Source organism: Flavobacterium sp. (genome assembly GCF_031409475.1).
Lineage (GTDB): Bacteria > Bacteroidota > Bacteroidia > Flavobacteriales > Flavobacteriaceae > Flavobacterium.
This window is the reverse complement of sequence record NZ_JANNXH010000050.1, coordinates 1-20,204: the sequence shown is the minus strand read 5'-3', so window position 1 is coordinate 20,204 and position 20,204 is coordinate 1. Positions and strand designations below refer to the sequence as shown.

Below are 20,204 nucleotides of genomic sequence, written 5' to 3'. Positions count from 1 at the left end.
ATTTAGTACAAAACCATAAAATTAAGCTTATTTTTAGGTCTTGTAATTATTGATTAATGAATTCTACAGTATTATAATTGCAATATTGATATTTAACGAAGCTTTTATTACCATTATAGCAAAAATAGCCTCATTACTCCTTTTAGACTCTTTATATGTTATGAAATCTTTAATTTTGTAAAAAATTATTTAGCATGAAAGTTAAAGCACAAGGCCTCTATTTACCTGAATTTGAACACGACAATTGTGGTGCAGGATTTATTTGTAATTTGAACGGAATCAAGTCAAATGACATTATTCATAAAGCACTAGACATCTTAATAAAACTAGAACACCGTGGCGCGGTCAGTGCCGATGGAAGAACTGGAGATGGAGCAGGAATACTGTTTGATATTCCGCATGCTTTTTTTAAGAAAGTATGCGATTTCGAGATTCCTGAAACTAGAGAATATGCAGTGGGAATGGTTTTTATGCCCAAAAGCAGCAACCAAGTTGCCTTTTGTAAAACTACTTTTGAAAATGCTATAAAAGATCAAAAATTACAATTATTAGGATGGAGAGATGTTCCGGTTGATGTATCAAATTTGGGACAAATTGCCGCCGAAAAAGAACCAACTGTAAAGCAAGTATTCGTTGGCAAAAATGGTTTGGAACTTACAGAACAACAATTCAATGCCAAAATGTTTGCTGCTCGTAAAATCGCTGAGCATACGATTATAAATTCTAGAATTTCAGAAAGTCATAAATTTTATTTCACTAGTTTTTCAACAACTACCATTATATACAAAGGTTTGTTGATGCCTGAAGACATCAGTCGTTATTATACTGATTTGCTTGATGATGATTTAGTAACTCGATTGGCACTTGTACACCAACGATTTTCGACCAACACTTTTCCTTCATGGGAATTGGCACAACCTTTTAGATACATGTGTCACAATGGCGAAATCAATACATTGAGAGGAAACATTAGTCGCATGCGTGCACGTGAAGAGTTAATGCAAAGCGATGTTTTTGGTGATGATATCAAAAAATTATTCCCTATTATATTAGAAGGAAAATCCGATTCGGCTTCGATGGATATGGTTATCGAATTACTTTTGATGACAGGTCGTTCTTTGCCAGAAGCCATGATGATGGTGGTTCCCGAAGCTTGGGAAAAACACCAAACCATGTCTAAAGAAAAGAAAGCATTCTACGAATACAACGCTTGTATCATGGAACCTTGGGATGGACCAGCTTCGATTCCGTTTACTGATGGAAATGTGATTGGCGCTTTATTAGACAGAAATGGTTTGCGTCCTTCACGTTATACTTTGACCAAAAGTGGTTTTGTAATTATGTCCTCAGAAATTGGTGTTTTGGATATCAAACCCGAAGATGTAGTACAACACGGACGATTAGAGCCAGGTAAAATGTTCCTCGTTGACATGAACGAAGGTCGTATTATTGAAGACGATGAGATAAAAAATTTGGTTGTAACCAAAAGACCTTACAAGAAATGGTTAGACGAAAACTTATTGCCTCTTTCTAAAATACCGTACACTCAAAATGCAATTCCTGTCGAAAATATCGATTTTCAAACCAGACAACGTTTGTTTGGCTACACAATTGAAGATTTAAAAACCATCATAAACCCAATGGGAGCAGAAGGTGCAGAAGCATTGAGTTCTATGGGAAATGACACGCCACTTGCCGTGCTTTCGGATCAGCCACAGTTAATGTACAATTATTTCAAACAGTTGTTTGCGCAAGTTACTAATCCACCATTAGACGGAATTCGCGAGGAAATTATTACCGATATTAGTTTAGCTATTGGTGGCGATTACAATATTTTTGATATTGTTCCAAAACATTGCAAGAAACTAAAAATTCAAAATCCAGTTATCTCTAATGAGGATTTAGATAAGATACGAAACATTGACCATGTCGATTTCAAATCGGTTACAATTTCTACTTTATACAACATAGATAAAGGTGTAAATGGTCTCGAACGTGCACTAGAAAAATGTGTTCAAGCAACGTTCAAAGCCGTTTCCGAAGGTTGCAATATTGTCATTCTTTCGGATAGAAATGTGAGCGAAAAAATGGCTCCAATTCCAATGTTACTCGCCTGTTCTTACATTCATCATTCTTTAAATATTTTAAAAGCCCGTTCTAAATTTGGAATCATAATCGAATCTGCTGAGCCTCGCGAGCCACATCATTTTGCATTATTATTTGGTTATGGCGCAAGTGCTATCAATCCTTATATGGTTAACGAAATCATTTACGATCAAGTAAAACAAGGTTTTATCACCAATGTAAAAGCGGATTATGCTGTTAAAAATTTCAACAAAGCGATTGCCAAAGGGATTCTGAAAATCATGAATAAGATAGGAATTTCGACTTTACATTCGTATAGAGCAGCTCAAATTTTCGAAATTTTAGGATTAAATAAAACATTCACTTCTAAATATTTTCCATACACGCCTTCAAGAATAGAAGGAATAGGTTTGATGGAAGTCGAAAAAGAAATCAAAAAAAGATACCAAAAAGCATTTCCAAACTCGAAAGTGGCCAACTTACTTCCACTTGAAATTGGAGGAATTTACAGATGGAGAAGATCGGGCGAAAAACACATGTTTAACCCAACCACCATTTCAAAACTACAACAAGCCGTTCGTTTGAACAGTCCTGAAAGTTATAAGGAATATTCAACAATGGTCAATGACCAAAGCGAGAATTTAATGACCATCAGAGGATTATTCGAATTTAATAATCTGGATCCAATTGATATTAATGAAGTAGAACCTTGGACCGAAATTGTAAAAAAATTCAAAACTGGCGCCATGTCGTATGGTTCAATCAGTCAAGAAGCACACGAAAATTTGGCGATTGCCATGAACAGAATTGGCGGAAAAAGTAATTCTGGCGAAGGTGGAGAAGATTCAAAACGATTCCAAAAAGACTTAAATGGAGATTCTAGAAATAGTGCTATTAAGCAAGTAGCTTCAGGAAGATTTGGTGTTTCGATTAATTATTTGACTAATGCCAAAGAGATTCAAATAAAAATGGCTCAAGGTGCAAAACCCGGCGAAGGCGGACAATTACCGGGCGAAAAAGTAGTGCCTTGGATTGCCGAAGTAAGAAATTCAACACCTTATGTTGGACTTATTTCACCACCGCCACACCACGATATTTATTCTATCGAAGATTTATCGCAATTGATTTTTGATTTAAAAAATGCCAATCGTGAAGCACGAGTAAACGTAAAATTAGTTTCTGAAGTTGGAGTTGGAACCATCGCTGCTGGTGTTGCTAAAGCAAAAGCCGATGTGATTTTGATTTCGGGTTACGATGGCGGAACTGGTGCTGCGCCACTTACATCGCTACAACATACGGGAATTCCGTGGGAACTTGGACTTGCCGAAGCACAACAAACTTTAATCCTAAACGATTTAAGAAGTCGTATAGTTCTCGAATGTGATGGCCAATTAAAAACCGGTCGTGATGTAGCCATTGCAGCTTTGCTAGGCGCAGAAGAATTTGGTTTTGCAACCGCACCGCTTGTAGCTTCAGGTTGTATCATGATGCGTGCTTGCCACTTGAACACGTGTCCAGTTGGTATTGCAACACAAGATCCCGAATTGCGTAAAAATTTTAAAGGAACACCAGAGCACATCATCAATTTCATGTATTTTATTGCCGAAGAATTGAGAGAAATCATGGCGCAACTTGGTTTTAGAACCTTGAAAGAAATGGTAGGACAGTCGCAAAAACTGAATGTCAACAAAGCTATCAAACATTATAAAACCAGCGGATTGGATTTGTCTTCCATTTTATACAAACCAGAAAAAGCAAATCACGTTCCAAATCATAATACAACAACTCAAGATCACGCATTAGAAAACGTATTGGATTTTGAAATTATAAAAGCGGCGATTCCATCTATTTATAGAAAAGAAAGAACTCGAGTTAATTTTAAAATAAAAAATACCGATCGTTCAGTTGGGGCTATTTTAAGTAATGAAATTTCTAAAATATATGGCGCACAAGGTTTACCCGAAGATACCATTCTGGTAGATTTTGAAGGTTCGGCTGGACAAAGTTTTGGTGCTTTTGCAACCAACGGATTGTCGTTTAAAATTCACGGAAACTGTAATGACTATCTAGGAAAAGGACTTTCGGGCGGAAAATTAATTATCAAAGTTCCTCCTACTGCAACCTTCAAACCCGAAGAAAATATCATCATAGGTAACGTAGCACTTTATGGAGCAATTACCGGTGAAGCTTACATAAATGGAATGGCCGGAGAACGTTTTTGTGTAAGAAATTCTGGAGCAACAGCCGTTGTTGAAGGTATTGGAGATCACGGATGCGAATACATGACTGGTGGAACTGTAGTGGTTCTCGGAAAAACGGGAAGAAATTTTGCAGCTGGAATGAGTGGTGGAATTGCTTATGTTTTTGACGATAAAAAACAATTCAATTCGAACTTATGCAATATGGAAATGGTAGCTTTTGACCCTTTAGAAGAAAGTGATTTTATAAAATTGAGACGTTTAATAAAAAATCATTCGATGTATACCAACAGTCCTTTGGCAAAAAGAATTTTAGAGGATTGGGAAAATACACAGAAACATTTTATCAAAGTAATGCCTACCGATTACAAAAAAGCATTACAAAGATTATCAGAAGAAAAGCAAATTGCAGAATTAATAGGAGCATAATTATGGGCAAGATAGGTGGATTTAAAGAATATACTAGAACCGACGAAAGTAATGTAGCTGTTCTAGAACGCGTTGCAAATTACAATGAATTTACGATTCCGTTATCTAAAGAAAAGATAAAAGAGCAAGGTTCACGATGCATGGATTGTGGGATTCCTTTTTGTCACAGCTCATGTCCGTTAGGAAATTTGATTCCTGATTTTAACGATATGGTGCATCAAGAAGAATGGCAAAGCGCTTTAGAGATTTTGCAATCAACTAATAATTTTCCTGAATTTACAGGTCGTTTATGTCCTGCGCCATGCGAAAAATCATGTGTTTTAGGAATCATAGCAGAACCAGTAGCTATCGAAAATATTGAAAAAAATATAATCGAAAGAGGTTTTGCAGAAGGTTGGATAAAACCTCAAATTCCAGCAATAAGAACCGGAAAAACAGTAGCCGTTATTGGTTCTGGTCCAGCAGGTTTAGCAGCAGCACAACAATTAAATCGTGCAGGACATACGGTAACGGTTTTTGAAAGAGACAATGCCATTGGTGGATTATTGCGTTACGGAATTCCAAATTTCAAACTCGAAAAAGGAATCATCGACAGACGAGTAAAAGTATTAGAAGCAGAGGGAATAGTTTTTAAAACCGATGTGAATGTTGGTGTAAATTATAGTGTTGAACAATTAAATAGTTTTGATTCAATCGTATTATGTGGTGGCGCAACGGAGAGCAGAAGTTTGCCTACAAAAGGAATCGAAAGCAAAGGAGTTGTTCAAGCTATGACTTTTTTGACACAACAAACCAAATCCTTTTATGGTGAAAATATCCCAGATCAAATCAAAGCAACTGGCAAAGATGTAATCGTAATTGGAGGTGGCGATACGGGTTCTGACTGTGTGGGAACATCCAACAGACATGGTGCAAAATCGGTTACTAATTTTGAGATTCTACCAAAACCACCTGTTGGAAGAAGTGAAACAACACCTTGGCCATTTTGGCCATTGCAACTCAAAACATCTTCCTCACACGAAGAAGGTTGCAATAGAAACTGGTTGATTAATACAAAAGAGTTTATCGCTAACGAAAAAGGCGAACTTACCGGTTTAAAAACCGTTGAAGTAGCCTGGAAAATGACTCCGGGACAAAGACCTGAATTAATAGAAAAAGCAGGTTCAGAGAAAATCTGGCCTTGCGATTTAGCCTTATTAGCGCTAGGTTTTACTGGTCCAGAAAAAACTTTGAGCGATCAATTGGGGTTAGAAATTGATATGAGAAACAATTATAAAGCCAAAAATTACCAAACAAATGTTCCCCATATATTTACTGCTGGTGATATGCGACGCGGACAATCACTTATTGTTTGGGCAATCTCCGAAGGTCGTGAAGCCGCAAGAGAAGTAGACAGTTATTTAATGGGTTACACCAATTTACCAACAAAAGGAAATGGTGATTTGCCCAGTTTGTAATAAAAAATAGTTTTATAAAAAAGCCTTGGAAAATATTTTTTTCAAGGTTTTTTTTTAACTCTTGCCTATATCGGCAAAAAATACTAAATTTAAAGTGTTTATATATCAAATTATTGCCGATAACAATAAATTAAAATAAAAAAAATGAAATATATTTCAGTTAGTGAATTTGCAAAAAAATGGAATCTACCAGAGAGAACGGCGCGAAACTATTGTGCAAAAGGGAAAATAAAAGGTAGTTTCTTGACGGGTAAAACTTGGAATATTCCAGAAGATGCAGGATTACCTGAAAAAGGAAATAAGAAACAATTCAGTAATAATCAACTACTCAATCAACTAAAAGAGCAAAAAGACATGAAGCTGAAAGGTGGTATTTACCACCGCACACAAATTGATTTAACCTATAATTCGAACCTTATTGAAGGAAGCAAACTTACTCAAGAACAAACCCGTTTTATTTTTGAAACCAATACGATAGGTATTACTAACGAAAATGTGAATGTTGATGATATTATTGAAACCAACAATCATTTTCGATGCATAGATTTGATTATTGAGAAAGCAAAATCTAAACTAACCGAATCTTTTATAAAAGAATTGCATTTTTTACTAAAATCAGGAACTTCGGACAGCCGTAAAGATTGGTTTAATGTTGGTGATTACAAAAAATTTCCAAATGAGGTTGGAGGAAATCAAACCTGTCATCCCAAAGAAGTTGCTACAAAAATGAAGGAATTGCTTTTATATTATAACAATAAAGAACAAAAAACTTTAGAAGACATCGTAGATTTTCATCAAAAATTTGAAGTCATTCATCCTTTTCAAGACGGCAATGGTCGTGTTGGGAGATTGATTATTCTTAAGGAATGTCTTGCCAATTCGATTGTTCCGTTTATAATTGATGATGATTTGAAATTATTCTACTATCGCGGGCTCGAACAATGGAACAACGTGAGAGAATATTTAATGGATACTTGCCTCACCGCCCAAGATAATTATAAAGTCATCTTGAAATATTTTGAGATAGACTTTAAATAATCTGTAAGCTCCTTAATTAAAGCTTTACTTTGGCTCTAATTTCAATAAAAAAAATTAAAATTAACCTAGTAAATGTTTATTTTATAACAATTTGTTATAAATTGTTAATATCTGTTTTTTTCTTGTATTTAAATAGTAAGTAGCTTAATTTTGTAAAAAATATTTCAACGATGCAGTCAAAAGATTTACTACAATTAGCAGAACAATTTGGAAGTCCATTATATGTTTATGATGCCGAAAAAATCCAATCGCAATACAACCGATTAACAAAAGCATTTTCTAAGGTAAACAATCTTCGCATTAACTATGCTATGAAAGCCTTGTCTAATGTAGCCATATTGCAATTATTGAGAGAAATGGGTTCGTGTTTAGATGCAGTTTCAATTCAAGAAGTACAACTTGGACTTCATGCAGGATATTCTCCAGAACAAATATTTTTTACTCCAAATGGTGTTTCACTTGAAGAAATTGAAGAGGTAAACGCAATGGGAGTTCAAATCAATATTGATAATTTATCAATATTAGAACAATTTGGCACAAAACATCCAACAGTTCCCGTTTGCATTCGTATCAATCCGCACGTAATGGCTGGTGGAAACACAAATATTTCGGTGGGGCATATTGATAGTAAATTTGGCATTTCAATTCATCAGTTGCCGCATTTGATTCGTATTGTCGAAAATACTAAAATGAATATTGTGGGAATCCACATGCATACAGGTTCGGATATTCTAGATATCGAAGTGTTTTTATATGCTGCAGAAATATTATTTGATGTAGCTAAAAATTTCAAGAATCTAGAATTTTTAGATTTTGGAAGTGGTTTTAAAGTACCTTATAGGAAAGACGATATCGAAACGGATATTGAAGAATTAGGTAAAAAATTATCCAAAAGATTCAATGCTTTTTGTGCTGAATATGGCAAAGAATTAACTTTAATTTTCGAGCCAGGAAAGTTTTTGGTAAGCGAAGCAGGATTCTTTTTGGCCAAAGTAAATGTAGTAAAACAAACAACTTCTACGGTTTTTGCTGGAATTGATAGCGGTTTTAATCACTTGATTCGTCCAATGCTTTATGGCTCACAACATCATATCGAGAATATTTCGCACCCAAAAGGGAAAGAGCGTTTCTACTCCGTTGTAGGTTATATTTGCGAAACGGATACTTTTGCCAATAATCGTAGAATCTCAGAAATTAAAGAAGGCGATATTTTAAGTTTCCGTAATGCTGGTGCGTATTGTTTTACGATGGCATCAAATTACAATTCGCGTTACAAACCAGCCGAAGTTTTATGGCTAAATGGCGAAGGACATTTAATTAGAGAAAGAGAAACTTTTGAAGATTTACTCAAAAATCAGATTCCGTTGCCTGTTGAAGCTGCAACTGTTTAGATAAACTAGAAATCCCATTTCAAATTGAAATGGGATTTTTTTTGAATAAATTGTGGTAAATTTATTTAAAAAATAAAATTTTGTAGTCACAGTTTGTATCTAAATAATAAATTCAAATTTTATGAATGATTTTTAAAACATAATTACATAAAAATTTAAAAACAGTATCTTAGAAACTATAAATAAATTGTTATGAACATACAACTGACAAAAATGGAACTCATAGAAATGCTTTTGAATACAAGAAAAACATCTGTTTTAAAAAAAGTCAAAGCAGTTTTAGAAGAAGATTTAGACCAACTTACGGCAGAAGATTATCAAATAATTGATGCCCGCAGAAATAGGCATTTAAGTGGCGAAAGCAAATCATTTTCTTGGGAAGATGCTAAACAAAGCATCCTGAAATTATAAAATGAAGTAGGAATTAGAAATTAAGCAGAAAGCTGTTTTTGACATAAAAGAGGCTTATTTATATTATGAAGAGCAAAGAATAGGTCTAGGTAATCGATTTTTAAAAACTTTGGAAAGCTATTTACAACGTGTTCAAAAATATCCTGAACATTATCAAATCAAGCGAAAACCCTATAGAGAAGCGTTCATTAAAGATTTTTCGTATCTCATTATCTATGAAATTGAAGGGAATAAGATAATTGTTTATGCAGTTTTCAACACTTGGCGAAATCCAAGCAAAAAACCAATAAAATAGGTGTAAAAGTAATTGTTGTGTTTAATTTTAATATAAAATTATTTCTCAACCAATACTTCTTCCAAAACAGTTGCGTCTGTTCCGTTAGTAAAAGGGATTTTGAGCATTTGTGAAAGCGTAGGTGCGATTTGTGTTATCGCTTTTTTGTTAAATGACTCGCCGTGTTTTACATTACATCCATAAAAAAGTAAGGGCACATGCGTGTCATAACTGTTTGGCGAACCATGTGTTGTTCCAGTTTCTTTGTATTCAAGATAACCCGCTTTGTCCAGAACAACAATGTCTCCTGATTGTTTCGGGTCATAACCTCTGGCAATGTAACTCAAAAAATAATCATCTCCTGTTGTTGCTAAAATCTCCTCTTCGGTATAGACTCTTTTTACTTGTTCTTGCGTCATCAAAAAATCCTTGAAACTTTGTTTTACTTTAGTCAACCCCAACCCTTTTTCTTTAATAATTTCTCTGTCAAAAAAAAGGTTGAAATTAGAATAATCTTTAAGTAAATTTACCCCAAAAGTATCCATTGAAAATTTCTTTAATCCATTGACGATATCCTTTGAAGGGATATTTTTTACATTGTACTTATTGTCTTTTAAATAATTTGGGTTTTCAGCACCAGCATGATCTGCCGTTAAAAAAAGCAAATAATTGTCTTTGCCAACGGTTTTATCTAAATAGGCTAAAAAAGTTGCTAGTGTTTGGTCTAAACGCAAATAAGTGTCTTGCAACTCTATAGATCGTGGTCCAAATTCATGACCAACATAATCTGTTGAGGAGAAACTTACCGCCAGAAAATCCGTAATTTCATCTTTCCCTAATTCCTCTTTTTCTATTGCTTTCATGGCTAATTCAGCCAAAATATCATTTCCAAAAGGAGTCGTTCGTAGAGCATCTGCGCCTTTATCAGCATAAATTTTATTTAAATCATACGGAAAAACTGGTCCAGTTGTTTTGTCAATTTTTCCTTCGTATGGATTGTCATCAGGAAGGCTTTCGTTGTAAGTGCCAATAGGTTTTAATAAACTCCATCCTTTGTTAAAATAGTTCAGGTATTTTTTTTCTTGATTGAATTGGGTTACCCATTCTGGCAAAGCAGAACCATAAAAAGTACTCGAAATAAAAGCACCCGTTTTACTGTACCAAAAAGCCCAATTAGCAAAATGACCTGCAGGCAAAATTGCTCCACGATCTTTTATGCTCATACCAATTACTTTTCCTTTAAAGTTAGTTGCCATACGCAATTCATCAGTAATTGTTGTACTTAACAGGTTTTTTGGAGACATTGCTCCTTCTTTATCCGTTCCATCACCTATGGTTTTTACAGATACATCATCAGTACAATACATGTCCTTTGCTATTGCTCTATTGAACCATTCGTTTCCTACAATTCCATGAGTCGAAGGTGTAGCTCCTGTATAAATACTTGCATGTCCAGGTGCTGTATAAGTTGGCATATAATTGTAATGCATGTTATGAAAAGTATAGCCATTGTTCATCATTCGCTTGAAACCATTTGGAGAAAAATCGTCACTAAAACGATAGAGGTATTCCATTTTCATTTGGTCAACCACAATTCCAACTACTAATTTTGGTCGCTCCTGGGATTGACTATTTACAGTTACAATAAATACTAAAAACAAAATCGATTTTTTCATTATACTATTTTTAATTGGGAAATACACCTTTGCATTTTAAGTAACTCGACAAACTAAACGGTTTGCAAAAAATTAATCTAACTGTTTACTCGCTAAAATTCGAAATATTATACACGATAATCCTATCTACATAATTGAGGTAAAGTTGTTTCCGATTGTCTTGTTTTTTTCTGGTAATTATGGATAAAGTGCAGTCTTCCCCATTATTATCTTTACAAGTAAAGGTGTATATGCTATCGGTTTCGGTTTCTTCTAAAGGGATATAATCTATAATTTCAAATAATTGAATAATTTCAGAATACACAGAGATTCTATTTTTATTTGTATCCAATGAAACTAAAATATTAGCCAATTTCAAATCCGACCATTTACCCCAATTCCCTTTTTGATTTTTTTCTAAAACACTTAAACCTGTGGTTTTAAATTTATATGTTTGACCGTAGGATTGTTGTAAACCAATGGTTAAAAAGAGAAACACAATTATTATTTTTATTTTCGTCATTTTTATAAAATTAGAGCATTATCAAAAGTAATAAAATTAGGAGTTAGAAACCAAAATTCAGCATCTCTTTTCTTGTTAATTCAAAATCAGTTATCATTTCGTAAATAATTTCGGCAGCAGGTTTTATTTCATGAATTATTCCTGCAATTTGGCCAATTTCTAATTCGCCTTCGATTAAATCGCCTTCAAACATTCCTTTTTTTGCTCTGGCTCTTCCTAACAACCCAATCAATGCTTCTTTAGTTGGATTTTTTTTGTACAAATTTTGAATATCCTCGTAAAATTTATTCTTAATTAATCGTACGGGTGCTAACTCTTTAAGAGTTAACTGTGTTTCACCTTCTTTAAGATTAATAATCGTTTTTTTAAAATTCTCGTGCGCAGATGATTCTACCGAAGCTACAAAACGACTGCCTACTTGAACTCCATCAGCTCCAAGAACCATTGCAGCCAGCATTCCTCTGCCGTTTGCTATTCCACCGGCAGCAATTAAGGGAATTTTAATTTTTTCTTTTACCATAGGTATCAGAGTAAAAGTGGTAGTTTCCTCTCTTCCGTTGTGTCCTCCAGCTTCAAAGCCTTCGGCAACAACAGCATCAACTCCTGCATCTTGAGCTTTTAATGCAAAGGCTGAACTGCTTACCACATGAACAACGATTATTCCGTTTTCCTTCAAAAATGGTGTCCAAGTCTTTGGGTTTCCTGCTGATGTAAAAACTATTTTGACTCCTTCATCGACAATAATTTTCATGATTTCTTCGATATTGGGATACAACATTGGGACATTTACTCCAAAGGGTTTTGAAGTTGCTTTTTTACATTTTTGAATGTGTTCTCGCAAAACTTCGGGATACATTGAACCTGCACCAATTAATCCTAAACCACCAGCATTGCTTACTGCACTTGCTAATTTATAACCTGAATTCCAAATCATTCCTGCTTGAATAATAGGATATTGTATTTTAAAAAGTTGGGTTATTTTATTCATTTATTGGAAAGGAAATTACTGTTTTATGATTTTTCCGCTTTTAAAAGCACCATTAGATTCAAATTTATAAAAATAAGAACCTTTACTTAGAGTTTTTAAAGATACAACTGAAGCAGTTTTTGAAATTTCAGACTCTAAAACTTTTTGCCCTAATAAATTATAAATTACTAATATTCCTGAATCAAATTTTTCAGACAGGGAAACTGTTAAAAAATCACTTGTTGGATTTGGATAAACTATAAAATCATTTTTCGAAAAAGCTTCAACCGATAATCCATTGGCTAAAGCCAAATTAAAATCTGGAATTCCGTAACCAAACTGTGTTGTTGGAGCAAGAAATCTATCCGATGATTGTGTAATTAATTGCTTGATTTGTTGATTGGTTTTTGTAGGCAAAGCTTGCCATAAACTTGCTACCATTCCAGCTAAAATTGGACCTGAAAATGAAGTTCCATTTGCAGTTGTAATTGTACCAGCAGTATTTGACAAGACAGATGCTTGACCTTGCGCCATGACATCTGGTTTTACTCTATTGTCAAAACTTGGTCCAACTGAACTGAATGTAGCGTAAGTTTCATCTGCTTTTACAGCTCCAACCGCTATGACATTTAGAGCTTCGGCCGGAACTCCAACGTGTGGCTCTGCTGTTCCACCTTCGTTTCCAGCACTTGCAACTACAATCATTCCTCTAGAAAATGCTATGTTTGCTCCTTGAGAAGCAAAAGCAGAATTTCCTGTCATATCTGCATAAGTGTGGCTATAGGCTGCATTATTATATTCAAAATAACCCAAAGAGCTTGAAATTATATCCACTCCTAATCGATCTGCTTCTTCGGCTGCTTCGACCCAATTTGATTCTTCAACTGGATTTTCAGCATATGGAAATGTTGAAACTGCATCTTCTGTAATAAATAAATAATAAGCTGCATCTGGTGCTGTCCCCACTAATTGCCCATCCGTAAATCCTCCCATGGTAGAAAGTACTAATGTTCCGTGTGAATCACCGGTATAGAAGTTGACGTTTTTATTGACAAAATCATAACCACCAAGAATTAAATTATTAGTTATTAATCTTTGAAATGGCTGAGCTGTATTTACATTAGGAAAACCAGCATCTAATACAGCAATTATTTTTCCTGTTCCAGTATAATTTAATTGGTGCAATAAATGTCCGTTCAACATTTGAATTTGATTGGCTGATGTTCCGTAATTAAAATTTACTGCCGTCTCAAGTACTTTGTTAACGGGCTTAAACTTGGGTTTTGATGCAATCTTTTTTGTAGAATTAAGTGATTTATTAGCAAAATCAACACGAAGCACCGAAGATAATAATTTTAATACATCAATATCTGTTTTTAAACCACGTACATGCAAACAATTCAACCATTTAGATTTCGCCTTTACAGTAATTCCAGTTGATGCAGTTATTGCATCAATATAGGGTTGGTTAATAGGAACGTCTTTAATGTCCAAGGCAATTGCTTGATTGGTTCGTCTGTCCAATGCGCGTTGAGTGAGCATCGTTAATGGATTGCTTAGATACGGTGCGGAATTGGGTTTGTCTTTAAAATAAACCCAGGCATCTTCTATTTGTGAAAATCCATTAAAACTAGAAACCAAAAGTAAAAATAGAATTATTTTTTTCATGATTTAAAAGAATTAAAATACCAAATTACGAAATTACTCCTGAACCAACTAATTCATCGTATAAATACCAAGCTGCAAATTGCCCTTCGGTTATGGCGGATTGAGGTTCAGCAAAAGCTAGGTACATTCCGTTTTCAAATTGATGCAAGGTGGCGCTTTGTAATGGTTGACGGTATCGAATTCGTGCTAAAACTTGCATCGTTTCTCCATTGGCTAAAGCCAAATCTTGACGAATCCAATGTATTTCGGATTTCTCAATGAACAAAGCTTTTTTGAACAATCCTGGATGTTGACTGCCCAAACCCGTATAAATAGTATTGGTTTCTACATTTGTTGAAATGATGAATAAAGGATCTTTAGTTCCACCTACATTGAGTCCTTTTCGTTGTCCCGTTGTGAAATAATGTGCGCCTTGATGTTTGCCTACAATCTTACCCATTTCAGGTTTGTAGTCAATTTTTCGAGCATCAAATAACAACTCCTGTTCTACAGAGAGTCCTGATTGTTTCACATAACTATATTCAGGATTCTCTTTGTCGATTTGGATAATTTGACCTTCTTTGGGTTGCAATTTTTGTTGTAAGAAATCTGGTAATCTCACTTTACCAATGAAGCATAATCCCTGTGAATCCTTCTTTTCGGCGGTAACTAAATCCATTTCGGCAGCGATTTCTCGAACTTCGGGCTTTGTTAATTCGCCTATTGGAAACATAGATTTAGCTAATTGTTCTTGTGATAATTGACAAAGAAAATAAGATTGATCTTTATTATTATCTGCTCCAGCCAAAAGTTGGTATACTTTCTTGCCGTTGACTTCGATTTGACCTTTTCGACAATAATGACCAGTTGCCACATAATCGGCACCAAGACTTAAAGCGATTTTCATAAAAACATCGAATTTAATTTCGCGGTTACAAAGCACGTCGGGATTTGGAGTTCTCCCTTTTTCGTATTCGTTGAACATATAATCAACGATTTTTTCTTTGTAAGCTTCGCTTAAATCAACGGTTTGAAAAGGAATACCCAATCTATTAGCAACTAATAATGCGTCGTTGCTGTCTTCGAGCCAAGGACAATCGTTAGAAATAGTTACGGAATCATCGTGCCAATTTTTCATAAAAAGACCAATGACTTCATATCCTTGCTGCTGCAATAAATAAGCCGCAACACTCGAATCTACACCACCGGAAAGGCCTACAACAACACGTTTCATTTTTAAAAAAATTATAATTTTACAAGGTGCAAAGTTACAAAGATTTGCGACAGGATTAGTACATCCAAAAAGTTAATTCTTTTTGGATTTTGAGTTGTTCTGAGGATAACTCATATTCATTTGATTGATTAATTTTCCTTTTTCAAAAAACTGCCAAACTCCTGTTTTTTTTCCATTAGTATACTTCCCTTTTGAAACTATATTTCCTTCAGTATCATTATAGATTGCTATTCCGTTGTATTCATTATTTTTATAAATTGCTTCTTCAATTACAATTCCAGCTTCGGTATAGCGTTTATAAATTCCTTCTTTTAAATTATTTTTATAATTAATTTCTTCGGCAATTTTACTATTTGGATAAAAAACAGAACGTAATCCTTCGAGTTTACCCTTATTGTAATTTTCTATAGTCATTACAATTTTTGATGATTTGTGGTAATATTTCCATTGGCCTTCAAACAATTTATTGACCACTTTACCTTCACTAACTTTGTTTTTTTCTTGATCATAAAAAACGGTATACGCTGAATTATCCTTTGGATTAAATTCTCTGGTGGCGATAATTTTTTTTGTGCGCGTATTATCATAGAAGTTAAAAGTTCCAACTTCTTTTCCGTGATCGAAAGTCCCTTCAAATTTTAGATTTTTGGTATCTTGATAAATTCCTTTCCAAAGTCCGTGTTTATTGCCTTTTTCGTCTAGTTTATTATAATCGATTTGGGAATGTAGGCTAAACACATTCAGAAAAACTAAAACTATTATTGTACAAATTGTTCTCATCATTTACTTTTTTATCTAACGAATTCAAACTACATAAATTATAACTAAATGAAAAAATCTCGAATTAACGAGATTTTTAAATAATTATTTCTTTTTATCCTTCGCTTTTTGAGCTTCTGCTTGTTCCATCACTTCTTGCAGTTTTTGTTGAAACTTGCCTTGTTTTTTTGGCTCTTTCAATTTATTCTCCTGAATTTGAGCGTGAATCTTATCACTGTCAATAAAATATCTTTTGATGACAATCATTATTCCAATGGTGATTAAATTCGAAATAAAGTTATACAAACTCAATCCAGCACCATAACTATTGAAGAAAAATAACATCATTATTGGCGAAACATAAATCATGATTTTCATCATCTTAGCCATATCCGGCATACCTTCTTGCGTTGGAGCAGCCATTTGCTGGTCGCCAGAAGTCATTTTCATATAGAAGAAAATTGCAATTGAGGCAAGCACCGGGAATAAACTGATGTGATCGCCGTATAATGGAATATGAAATGGCAATTTTATAACTTCGTCAAATGAAGATAAATCGTCAGCCCAAAGAAATCCTTTTTGTCTCAGCTCAAAAGCCGATGGAAAAAATTGAAATGAAGCATACATAAACGGAATCTGAATCAATGCTGGAATACAACCCGCCATAGGATTTACTCCGGCTTTGTTGTATAACTTCATTGTTTCTTGTTGTTTCTTCATAGGGTCTTTTTTGAATTTTTCCCCCAATTCAGTAATTTCTGGACGTAATACTTTCATCTTTGCTTGTGACAAGAATGATTTAAACGTAATAGGTGCCATGGCAATTTTAATTAAAATTGTAAAAATAATTATTGCAATCCCAAAAGTCAATCCAATAGTTGTAGTTAAAAATCCAAATAAAGGAATAAAAATAAATTTATTGATCCATCCAAAAATCCCCCAACCTAAAGATATTATTTTATCTAAATTTTTATCATAATTATTTAAAATTTTATAATCTGTAGGCCCAATATACCAATTCATTTTATAATCTAATTCTCCATTACTGAATGCTAAAGGAACATTTACCTTAAATTGCTTGGTAAAAACAGTATCTATTTTCTCGTCATTTACTAAATCATTTGATTGCAATTTAGCCGATTCAAACGGCTTGTTTGTTATAAGAATAGTGCTGAAAAAATGTTGTTTAAAAGCTACATAAGAAGTCTTTTCTGCATTTTCCTCCTTGTCTTTGCCTTGACCTACATAATCAATCTTACCGTCTTCATATTCAAAATAAATTTCAGTATAACGATTTTCATAAGAAATACTTTTCTCATTTCTATACGTTTTCAAACCCCATTCAAAATCCAATGGTTTAGCTGTATTCAAAATTTTATTCAAGCCTTGAGAACGAATATCAAAACCAATCATATAATCCTTTGGTTTCAAAATGTACTTATATTCCAAAAACTCATTGGTTCCAGCTTTCAACTTCATTGATAGTATTTGATCTGCTCCAACTTTTGACAATGAAGGCTCAAAATAAAGGTCTTTAGTATTTAAAGTACGATTATCGTTAGTTTGTAATTGAATATTTAAATTGGCATTATTTTCTTTTATCAATTCAACAATTTGTCCTGAACCTTTCTTAAATTTCTCGAAATTTTTTAAAGTAGCTTCAACAATATAACCTCCTTTGTTGGCGATTTTCAGTTTTACCAATTCATTTTCAATAGTCGTAAAACCATCTTTTGCTGATGAAATTGTTGCAGAATAAGCAAAACTACCAAGCGTTTTTTGAGCTTGAGCTAATTGTGTTGAATCTCCTGCCAGAACTACTGCTGGAGCTGCTGGAGCCGGAGTAGCAACCGCTTTGTTTGCTTTTTCTTTTGCGACTAATTCTTTTTTGGCTTTTTCAGCTGCGATAGTTGCTTCAGAAGGCTTGTTTTGGTAAATTATCCAAATCAAGATTCCAAAAATCAATACGAAACCAATAATCGAATTGAGGTCTAATTTTTTTTCTTCCATTATTATATTTAAAATAGTTTAAAGTTTAACGTATCAAAAAACGTTATTATTTTTTATTTGCTTTCACGGTTGCTGCCACAAAATTCACAAAAAGGGGATGCGGATTTGCCACAGTGCTTTTGTATTCAGGATGATATTGTACGCCAATGAAAAAAGGATGATTTTCTAATTCTACAATTTCGACCAAACCTGTTTCAGGATTTACTCCAGAAGCTATTAGTCCTGCATTATCCAATTCTGTTACATAATCGCTATTGTATTCATAACGATGGCGATGACGTTCAAAAATAGTTTCTTTTTCGTAAATTTTAAAAGCCAATGTACCTGTTTTTACATTACATTTCCACGCTCCAAGTCGCATTGTTCCTCCTTTATCCGTAATGGTTTTTTGTTCTTCCATAAGGTTTACAACAGGATGTGTTGTGCTCGGATTCATTTCTGTTGAATTTGCGTCGACATATCCCAAAACATTTCTTGAATATTCAATGATTGCCATTTGCATACCTAAACAAATTCCGAAAAACGGAATTTTATTTTCACGTGCATATCGAACGGCTTCTATTTTCCCCTCAATTCCTCTTTCACCAAAACCTGGTGCAACTAGTATTCCATCTAATCCTGCAAATTTTTCGGCAACATCTGATGCATTCAAAAATTCAGAATGAATAGAAATAACGTTAACTTTAGTTTCATTAGCAGCGCCAGCGTGAATAAAGGCCTCTAAAATAGATTTGTATGAATCTTGTAATTCAACATATTTCCCGATTAAACCAATATTTACGGTGTGTTTTGGATGTTTTATTCTATGCAAGAAAGTGTTCCAGTTTCTTAAATCCGGAGCAGCTCTTTTCGGCAAAGCCAATTTCTTTAAAGCAACAACATCTAAACCCTCTTCGAGCATCAAAATAGGCACTTCATAAATCGTTGAAGCATCGATGGATTGAATTACGGCCTCTCTTTTTACGTTGCAAAACAAAGCTAACTTATTACGCAACTCCTCTGAAATTTCGTGCTCTGTTCTACAAACTAAAATATCTGCTTTTATACCGCTTTCCATTAAAGTTTTAACAGAATGTTGCGTAGGTTTTGTTTTTAATTCTCCGGCTGCGGCCAAATAAGGAACCAAAGTCAGGTGAATGACTAATCCATTGTGTTCGCCTAATTCCCAAACCAATTGCCGAACCGATTCTATGTAAGGTAATGATTCAATATCCCCGACAGTTCCACCAATTTCAGTAATTACAATGTCAAAATCACCAGATTTACCAAGCAATTGCATTCTATCCTTAATTTCATTGGTAATATGAGGAACAACTTGAACTGTTTTTCCAAGGAATTCTCCTCTTCGCTCTTTTTCAATGACCGAAAGATAAATTCTACCTGTAGTAACATTATTAGCTTGAGAAGTAGGAACATTTAAAAATCGCTCATAATGACCTAAATCTAAATCTGTTTCAGCTCCATCATCAGTCACATAACATTCACCGTGTTCATAAGGATTTAAAGTGCCTGGATCGACGTTGATATATGGATCAAATTTTTGGATTGTGGTTCTATATCCTCTCGCCTGCAATAATTTTGCTAGTGAAGCTGCAATAATTCCTTTCCCTAAAGAAGAAGTCACACCGCCAGTAACAAAAATATATTTCGTTTGATTCATTTTATTGTTGTTGTAAAAATTTTGTATAATGTAAGCAAATATGTTTTCAAAAACGATGCAAAAATACAATTATAAATTGAAATTAAACTAATTTATAAAAGAGTTAATTTCAAAATTTCCAATTCTCCTAATTTCAAATAATTTTACAAATTATACCTTAAACAAAAAAACCTCTTTAGGATTGAGCAGGTTTTTTTTATCATCTAAAACGAGTTCATATTAAAGAAATGGACGAGTTGAGTCTCGACTTTTCTAGAGAAAGTTGGCTTTCTTATAAAACAAAAAACCCCAACCTTATCGGGTTGGGGTTCATAAAGAAAGGCGGCGACATACTCTCCCACATAACTGCAGTACCATCTGCGCAGGCGGGCTTAACTACTCTGTTCGGGATGGGAAGAGGTGAGCCCCGCCGCAATAACCACCTTAAGGTTTTTAGTCTAAAGTTTAAGGTCTTAAAGTCTAAAGA

Annotated in this window: 14 protein-coding genes and 1 rRNA gene; 6 read left to right on the top strand and 9 right to left on the bottom strand. The window is 34.1% G+C overall.

The window, feature by feature from the left end:
* Nucleotides 1-194 precede the first annotated feature (194 nt).
* From gltB to RMO53_RS09600, 6 genes are all read left to right on the top strand, one after another.
* Nucleotides 195-4,712 carry a glutamate synthase large subunit gene (gene gltB, locus RMO53_RS09625; RefSeq protein ID WP_310380044.1) on the top strand — a complete coding sequence of 1,506 codons (4,518 nt, stop codon included), beginning with the start codon at nucleotides 195-197 and terminating at the stop codon, nucleotides 4,710-4,712.
* A gap of 2 nt (nucleotides 4,713-4,714) precedes the next feature.
* Nucleotides 4,715-6,169 (top strand): glutamate synthase subunit beta, encoded by a 1,455-nt coding sequence (locus RMO53_RS09620; RefSeq protein WP_310380043.1) that lies wholly within the window; start codon nucleotides 4,715-4,717, stop codon nucleotides 6,167-6,169.
* Between the two features lie 144 nt (nucleotides 6,170-6,313).
* A complete protein-coding gene (locus tag RMO53_RS09615; protein WP_310380040.1) occupies nucleotides 6,314-7,207 on the top strand; it encodes a Fic family protein in 894 nt (297 codons plus the stop codon).
* 170 nt (nucleotides 7,208-7,377) lie between these two features.
* A complete protein-coding gene (gene lysA, locus RMO53_RS09610) occupies nucleotides 7,378-8,598 on the top strand; it encodes a diaminopimelate decarboxylase (RefSeq protein ID WP_310380038.1) in 1,221 nt (406 codons plus the stop codon).
* 192 nt (nucleotides 8,599-8,790) lie between these two features.
* On the top strand, nucleotides 8,791-9,009 hold the full coding sequence (locus tag RMO53_RS09605) for a hypothetical protein (protein ID WP_310380036.1): 219 nt from the start codon (nucleotides 8,791-8,793) through the stop codon (nucleotides 9,007-9,009).
* A 19-nt stretch (nucleotides 9,010-9,028) separates the two neighbouring features.
* The gene (locus RMO53_RS09600) at nucleotides 9,029-9,304 is read left to right on the top strand and encodes a type II toxin-antitoxin system RelE/ParE family toxin (RefSeq protein ID WP_310380073.1); all 276 of its coding nucleotides are present in this window, start codon (nucleotides 9,029-9,031) and stop codon (nucleotides 9,302-9,304) included.
* A gap of 38 nt (nucleotides 9,305-9,342) precedes the next feature.
* Here the strand turns inward: RMO53_RS09600 and pafA are convergent, their stop codons facing one another.
* From pafA to rrf, 9 genes are all read right to left on the bottom strand, one after another.
* The gene (gene pafA / locus RMO53_RS09595; protein WP_310380034.1) at nucleotides 9,343-10,959 is read right to left on the bottom strand and encodes an alkaline phosphatase PafA; all 1,617 of its coding nucleotides are present in this window, start codon (nucleotides 10,957-10,959) and stop codon (nucleotides 9,343-9,345) included.
* Between the two features lie 85 nt (nucleotides 10,960-11,044).
* Nucleotides 11,045-11,461 (bottom strand): hypothetical protein, encoded by a 417-nt coding sequence (locus tag RMO53_RS09590; RefSeq protein WP_310380032.1) that lies wholly within the window; start codon nucleotides 11,459-11,461, stop codon nucleotides 11,045-11,047.
* Between the two features lie 43 nt (nucleotides 11,462-11,504).
* Nucleotides 11,505-12,449 carry a nitronate monooxygenase gene (locus RMO53_RS09585; protein WP_310380030.1) on the bottom strand — a complete coding sequence of 315 codons (945 nt, stop codon included), beginning with the start codon at nucleotides 12,447-12,449 and terminating at the stop codon, nucleotides 11,505-11,507.
* Between the two features lie 15 nt (nucleotides 12,450-12,464).
* The gene (locus RMO53_RS09580; RefSeq protein ID WP_310380029.1) at nucleotides 12,465-14,096 is read right to left on the bottom strand and encodes a S8 family serine peptidase; all 1,632 of its coding nucleotides are present in this window, start codon (nucleotides 14,094-14,096) and stop codon (nucleotides 12,465-12,467) included.
* 25 nt (nucleotides 14,097-14,121) lie between these two features.
* Entirely contained in the window at nucleotides 14,122-15,309 is a 1,188-nt protein-coding gene (mnmA, locus tag RMO53_RS09575) for a tRNA 2-thiouridine(34) synthase MnmA (RefSeq protein ID WP_310380027.1), read from the bottom strand.
* 72 nt (nucleotides 15,310-15,381) lie between these two features.
* A complete protein-coding gene (locus RMO53_RS09570) occupies nucleotides 15,382-16,089 on the bottom strand; it encodes a hypothetical protein (RefSeq protein WP_310380026.1) in 708 nt (235 codons plus the stop codon).
* 84 nt (nucleotides 16,090-16,173) lie between these two features.
* Nucleotides 16,174-18,078: a membrane protein insertase YidC gene (gene yidC, locus RMO53_RS09565; protein ID WP_310380024.1), complete on the bottom strand. Its 1,905-nt coding sequence runs from the start codon at nucleotides 18,076-18,078 to the stop codon at nucleotides 16,174-16,176.
* A gap of 46 nt (nucleotides 18,079-18,124) precedes the next feature.
* The gene (locus tag RMO53_RS09560; protein WP_310380023.1) at nucleotides 18,125-19,738 is read right to left on the bottom strand and encodes a CTP synthase; all 1,614 of its coding nucleotides are present in this window, start codon (nucleotides 19,736-19,738) and stop codon (nucleotides 18,125-18,127) included.
* A 316-nt stretch (nucleotides 19,739-20,054) separates the two neighbouring features.
* A 5S ribosomal RNA gene (gene rrf, locus RMO53_RS09555) occupies nucleotides 20,055-20,164 on the bottom strand.
* Nucleotides 20,165-20,204: the final 40 nt, after the last annotated feature.

Coding starts and splice junctions, on each gene's coding strand:
- gltB (WP_310380044.1), top strand. CDS start 195: ATGAAAGTTAAAGCACAAGGCCTCTATTTACCTGAATTTGAACACGAC.
- RMO53_RS09620 (WP_310380043.1), top strand. CDS start 4,715: ATGGGCAAGATAGGTGGATTTAAAGAATATACTAGAACCGACGAAAGT.
- RMO53_RS09615 (WP_310380040.1), top strand. CDS start 6,314: ATGAAATATATTTCAGTTAGTGAATTTGCAAAAAAATGGAATCTACCA.
- lysA (WP_310380038.1), top strand. CDS start 7,378: ATGCAGTCAAAAGATTTACTACAATTAGCAGAACAATTTGGAAGTCCA.
- RMO53_RS09605 (WP_310380036.1), top strand. CDS start 8,791: ATGAACATACAACTGACAAAAATGGAACTCATAGAAATGCTTTTGAAT.
- pafA (WP_310380034.1), bottom strand. CDS start 10,959: ATGAAAAAATCGATTTTGTTTTTAGTATTTATTGTAACTGTAAATAGT.
- RMO53_RS09590 (WP_310380032.1), bottom strand. CDS start 11,461: ATGACGAAAATAAAAATAATAATTGTGTTTCTCTTTTTAACCATTGGT.
- RMO53_RS09585 (WP_310380030.1), bottom strand. CDS start 12,449: ATGAATAAAATAACCCAACTTTTTAAAATACAATATCCTATTATTCAA.
- RMO53_RS09580 (WP_310380029.1), bottom strand. CDS start 14,096: ATGAAAAAAATAATTCTATTTTTACTTTTGGTTTCTAGTTTTAATGGA.
- mnmA (WP_310380027.1), bottom strand. CDS start 15,309: ATGAAACGTGTTGTTGTAGGCCTTTCCGGTGGTGTAGATTCGAGTGTT.
- RMO53_RS09570 (WP_310380026.1), bottom strand. CDS start 16,089: ATGAGAACAATTTGTACAATAATAGTTTTAGTTTTTCTGAATGTGTTT.
- yidC (WP_310380024.1), bottom strand. CDS start 18,078: ATGGAAGAAAAAAAATTAGACCTCAATTCGATTATTGGTTTCGTATTG.
- RMO53_RS09560 (WP_310380023.1), bottom strand. CDS start 19,738: ATGAATCAAACGAAATATATTTTTGTTACTGGCGGTGTGACTTCTTCT.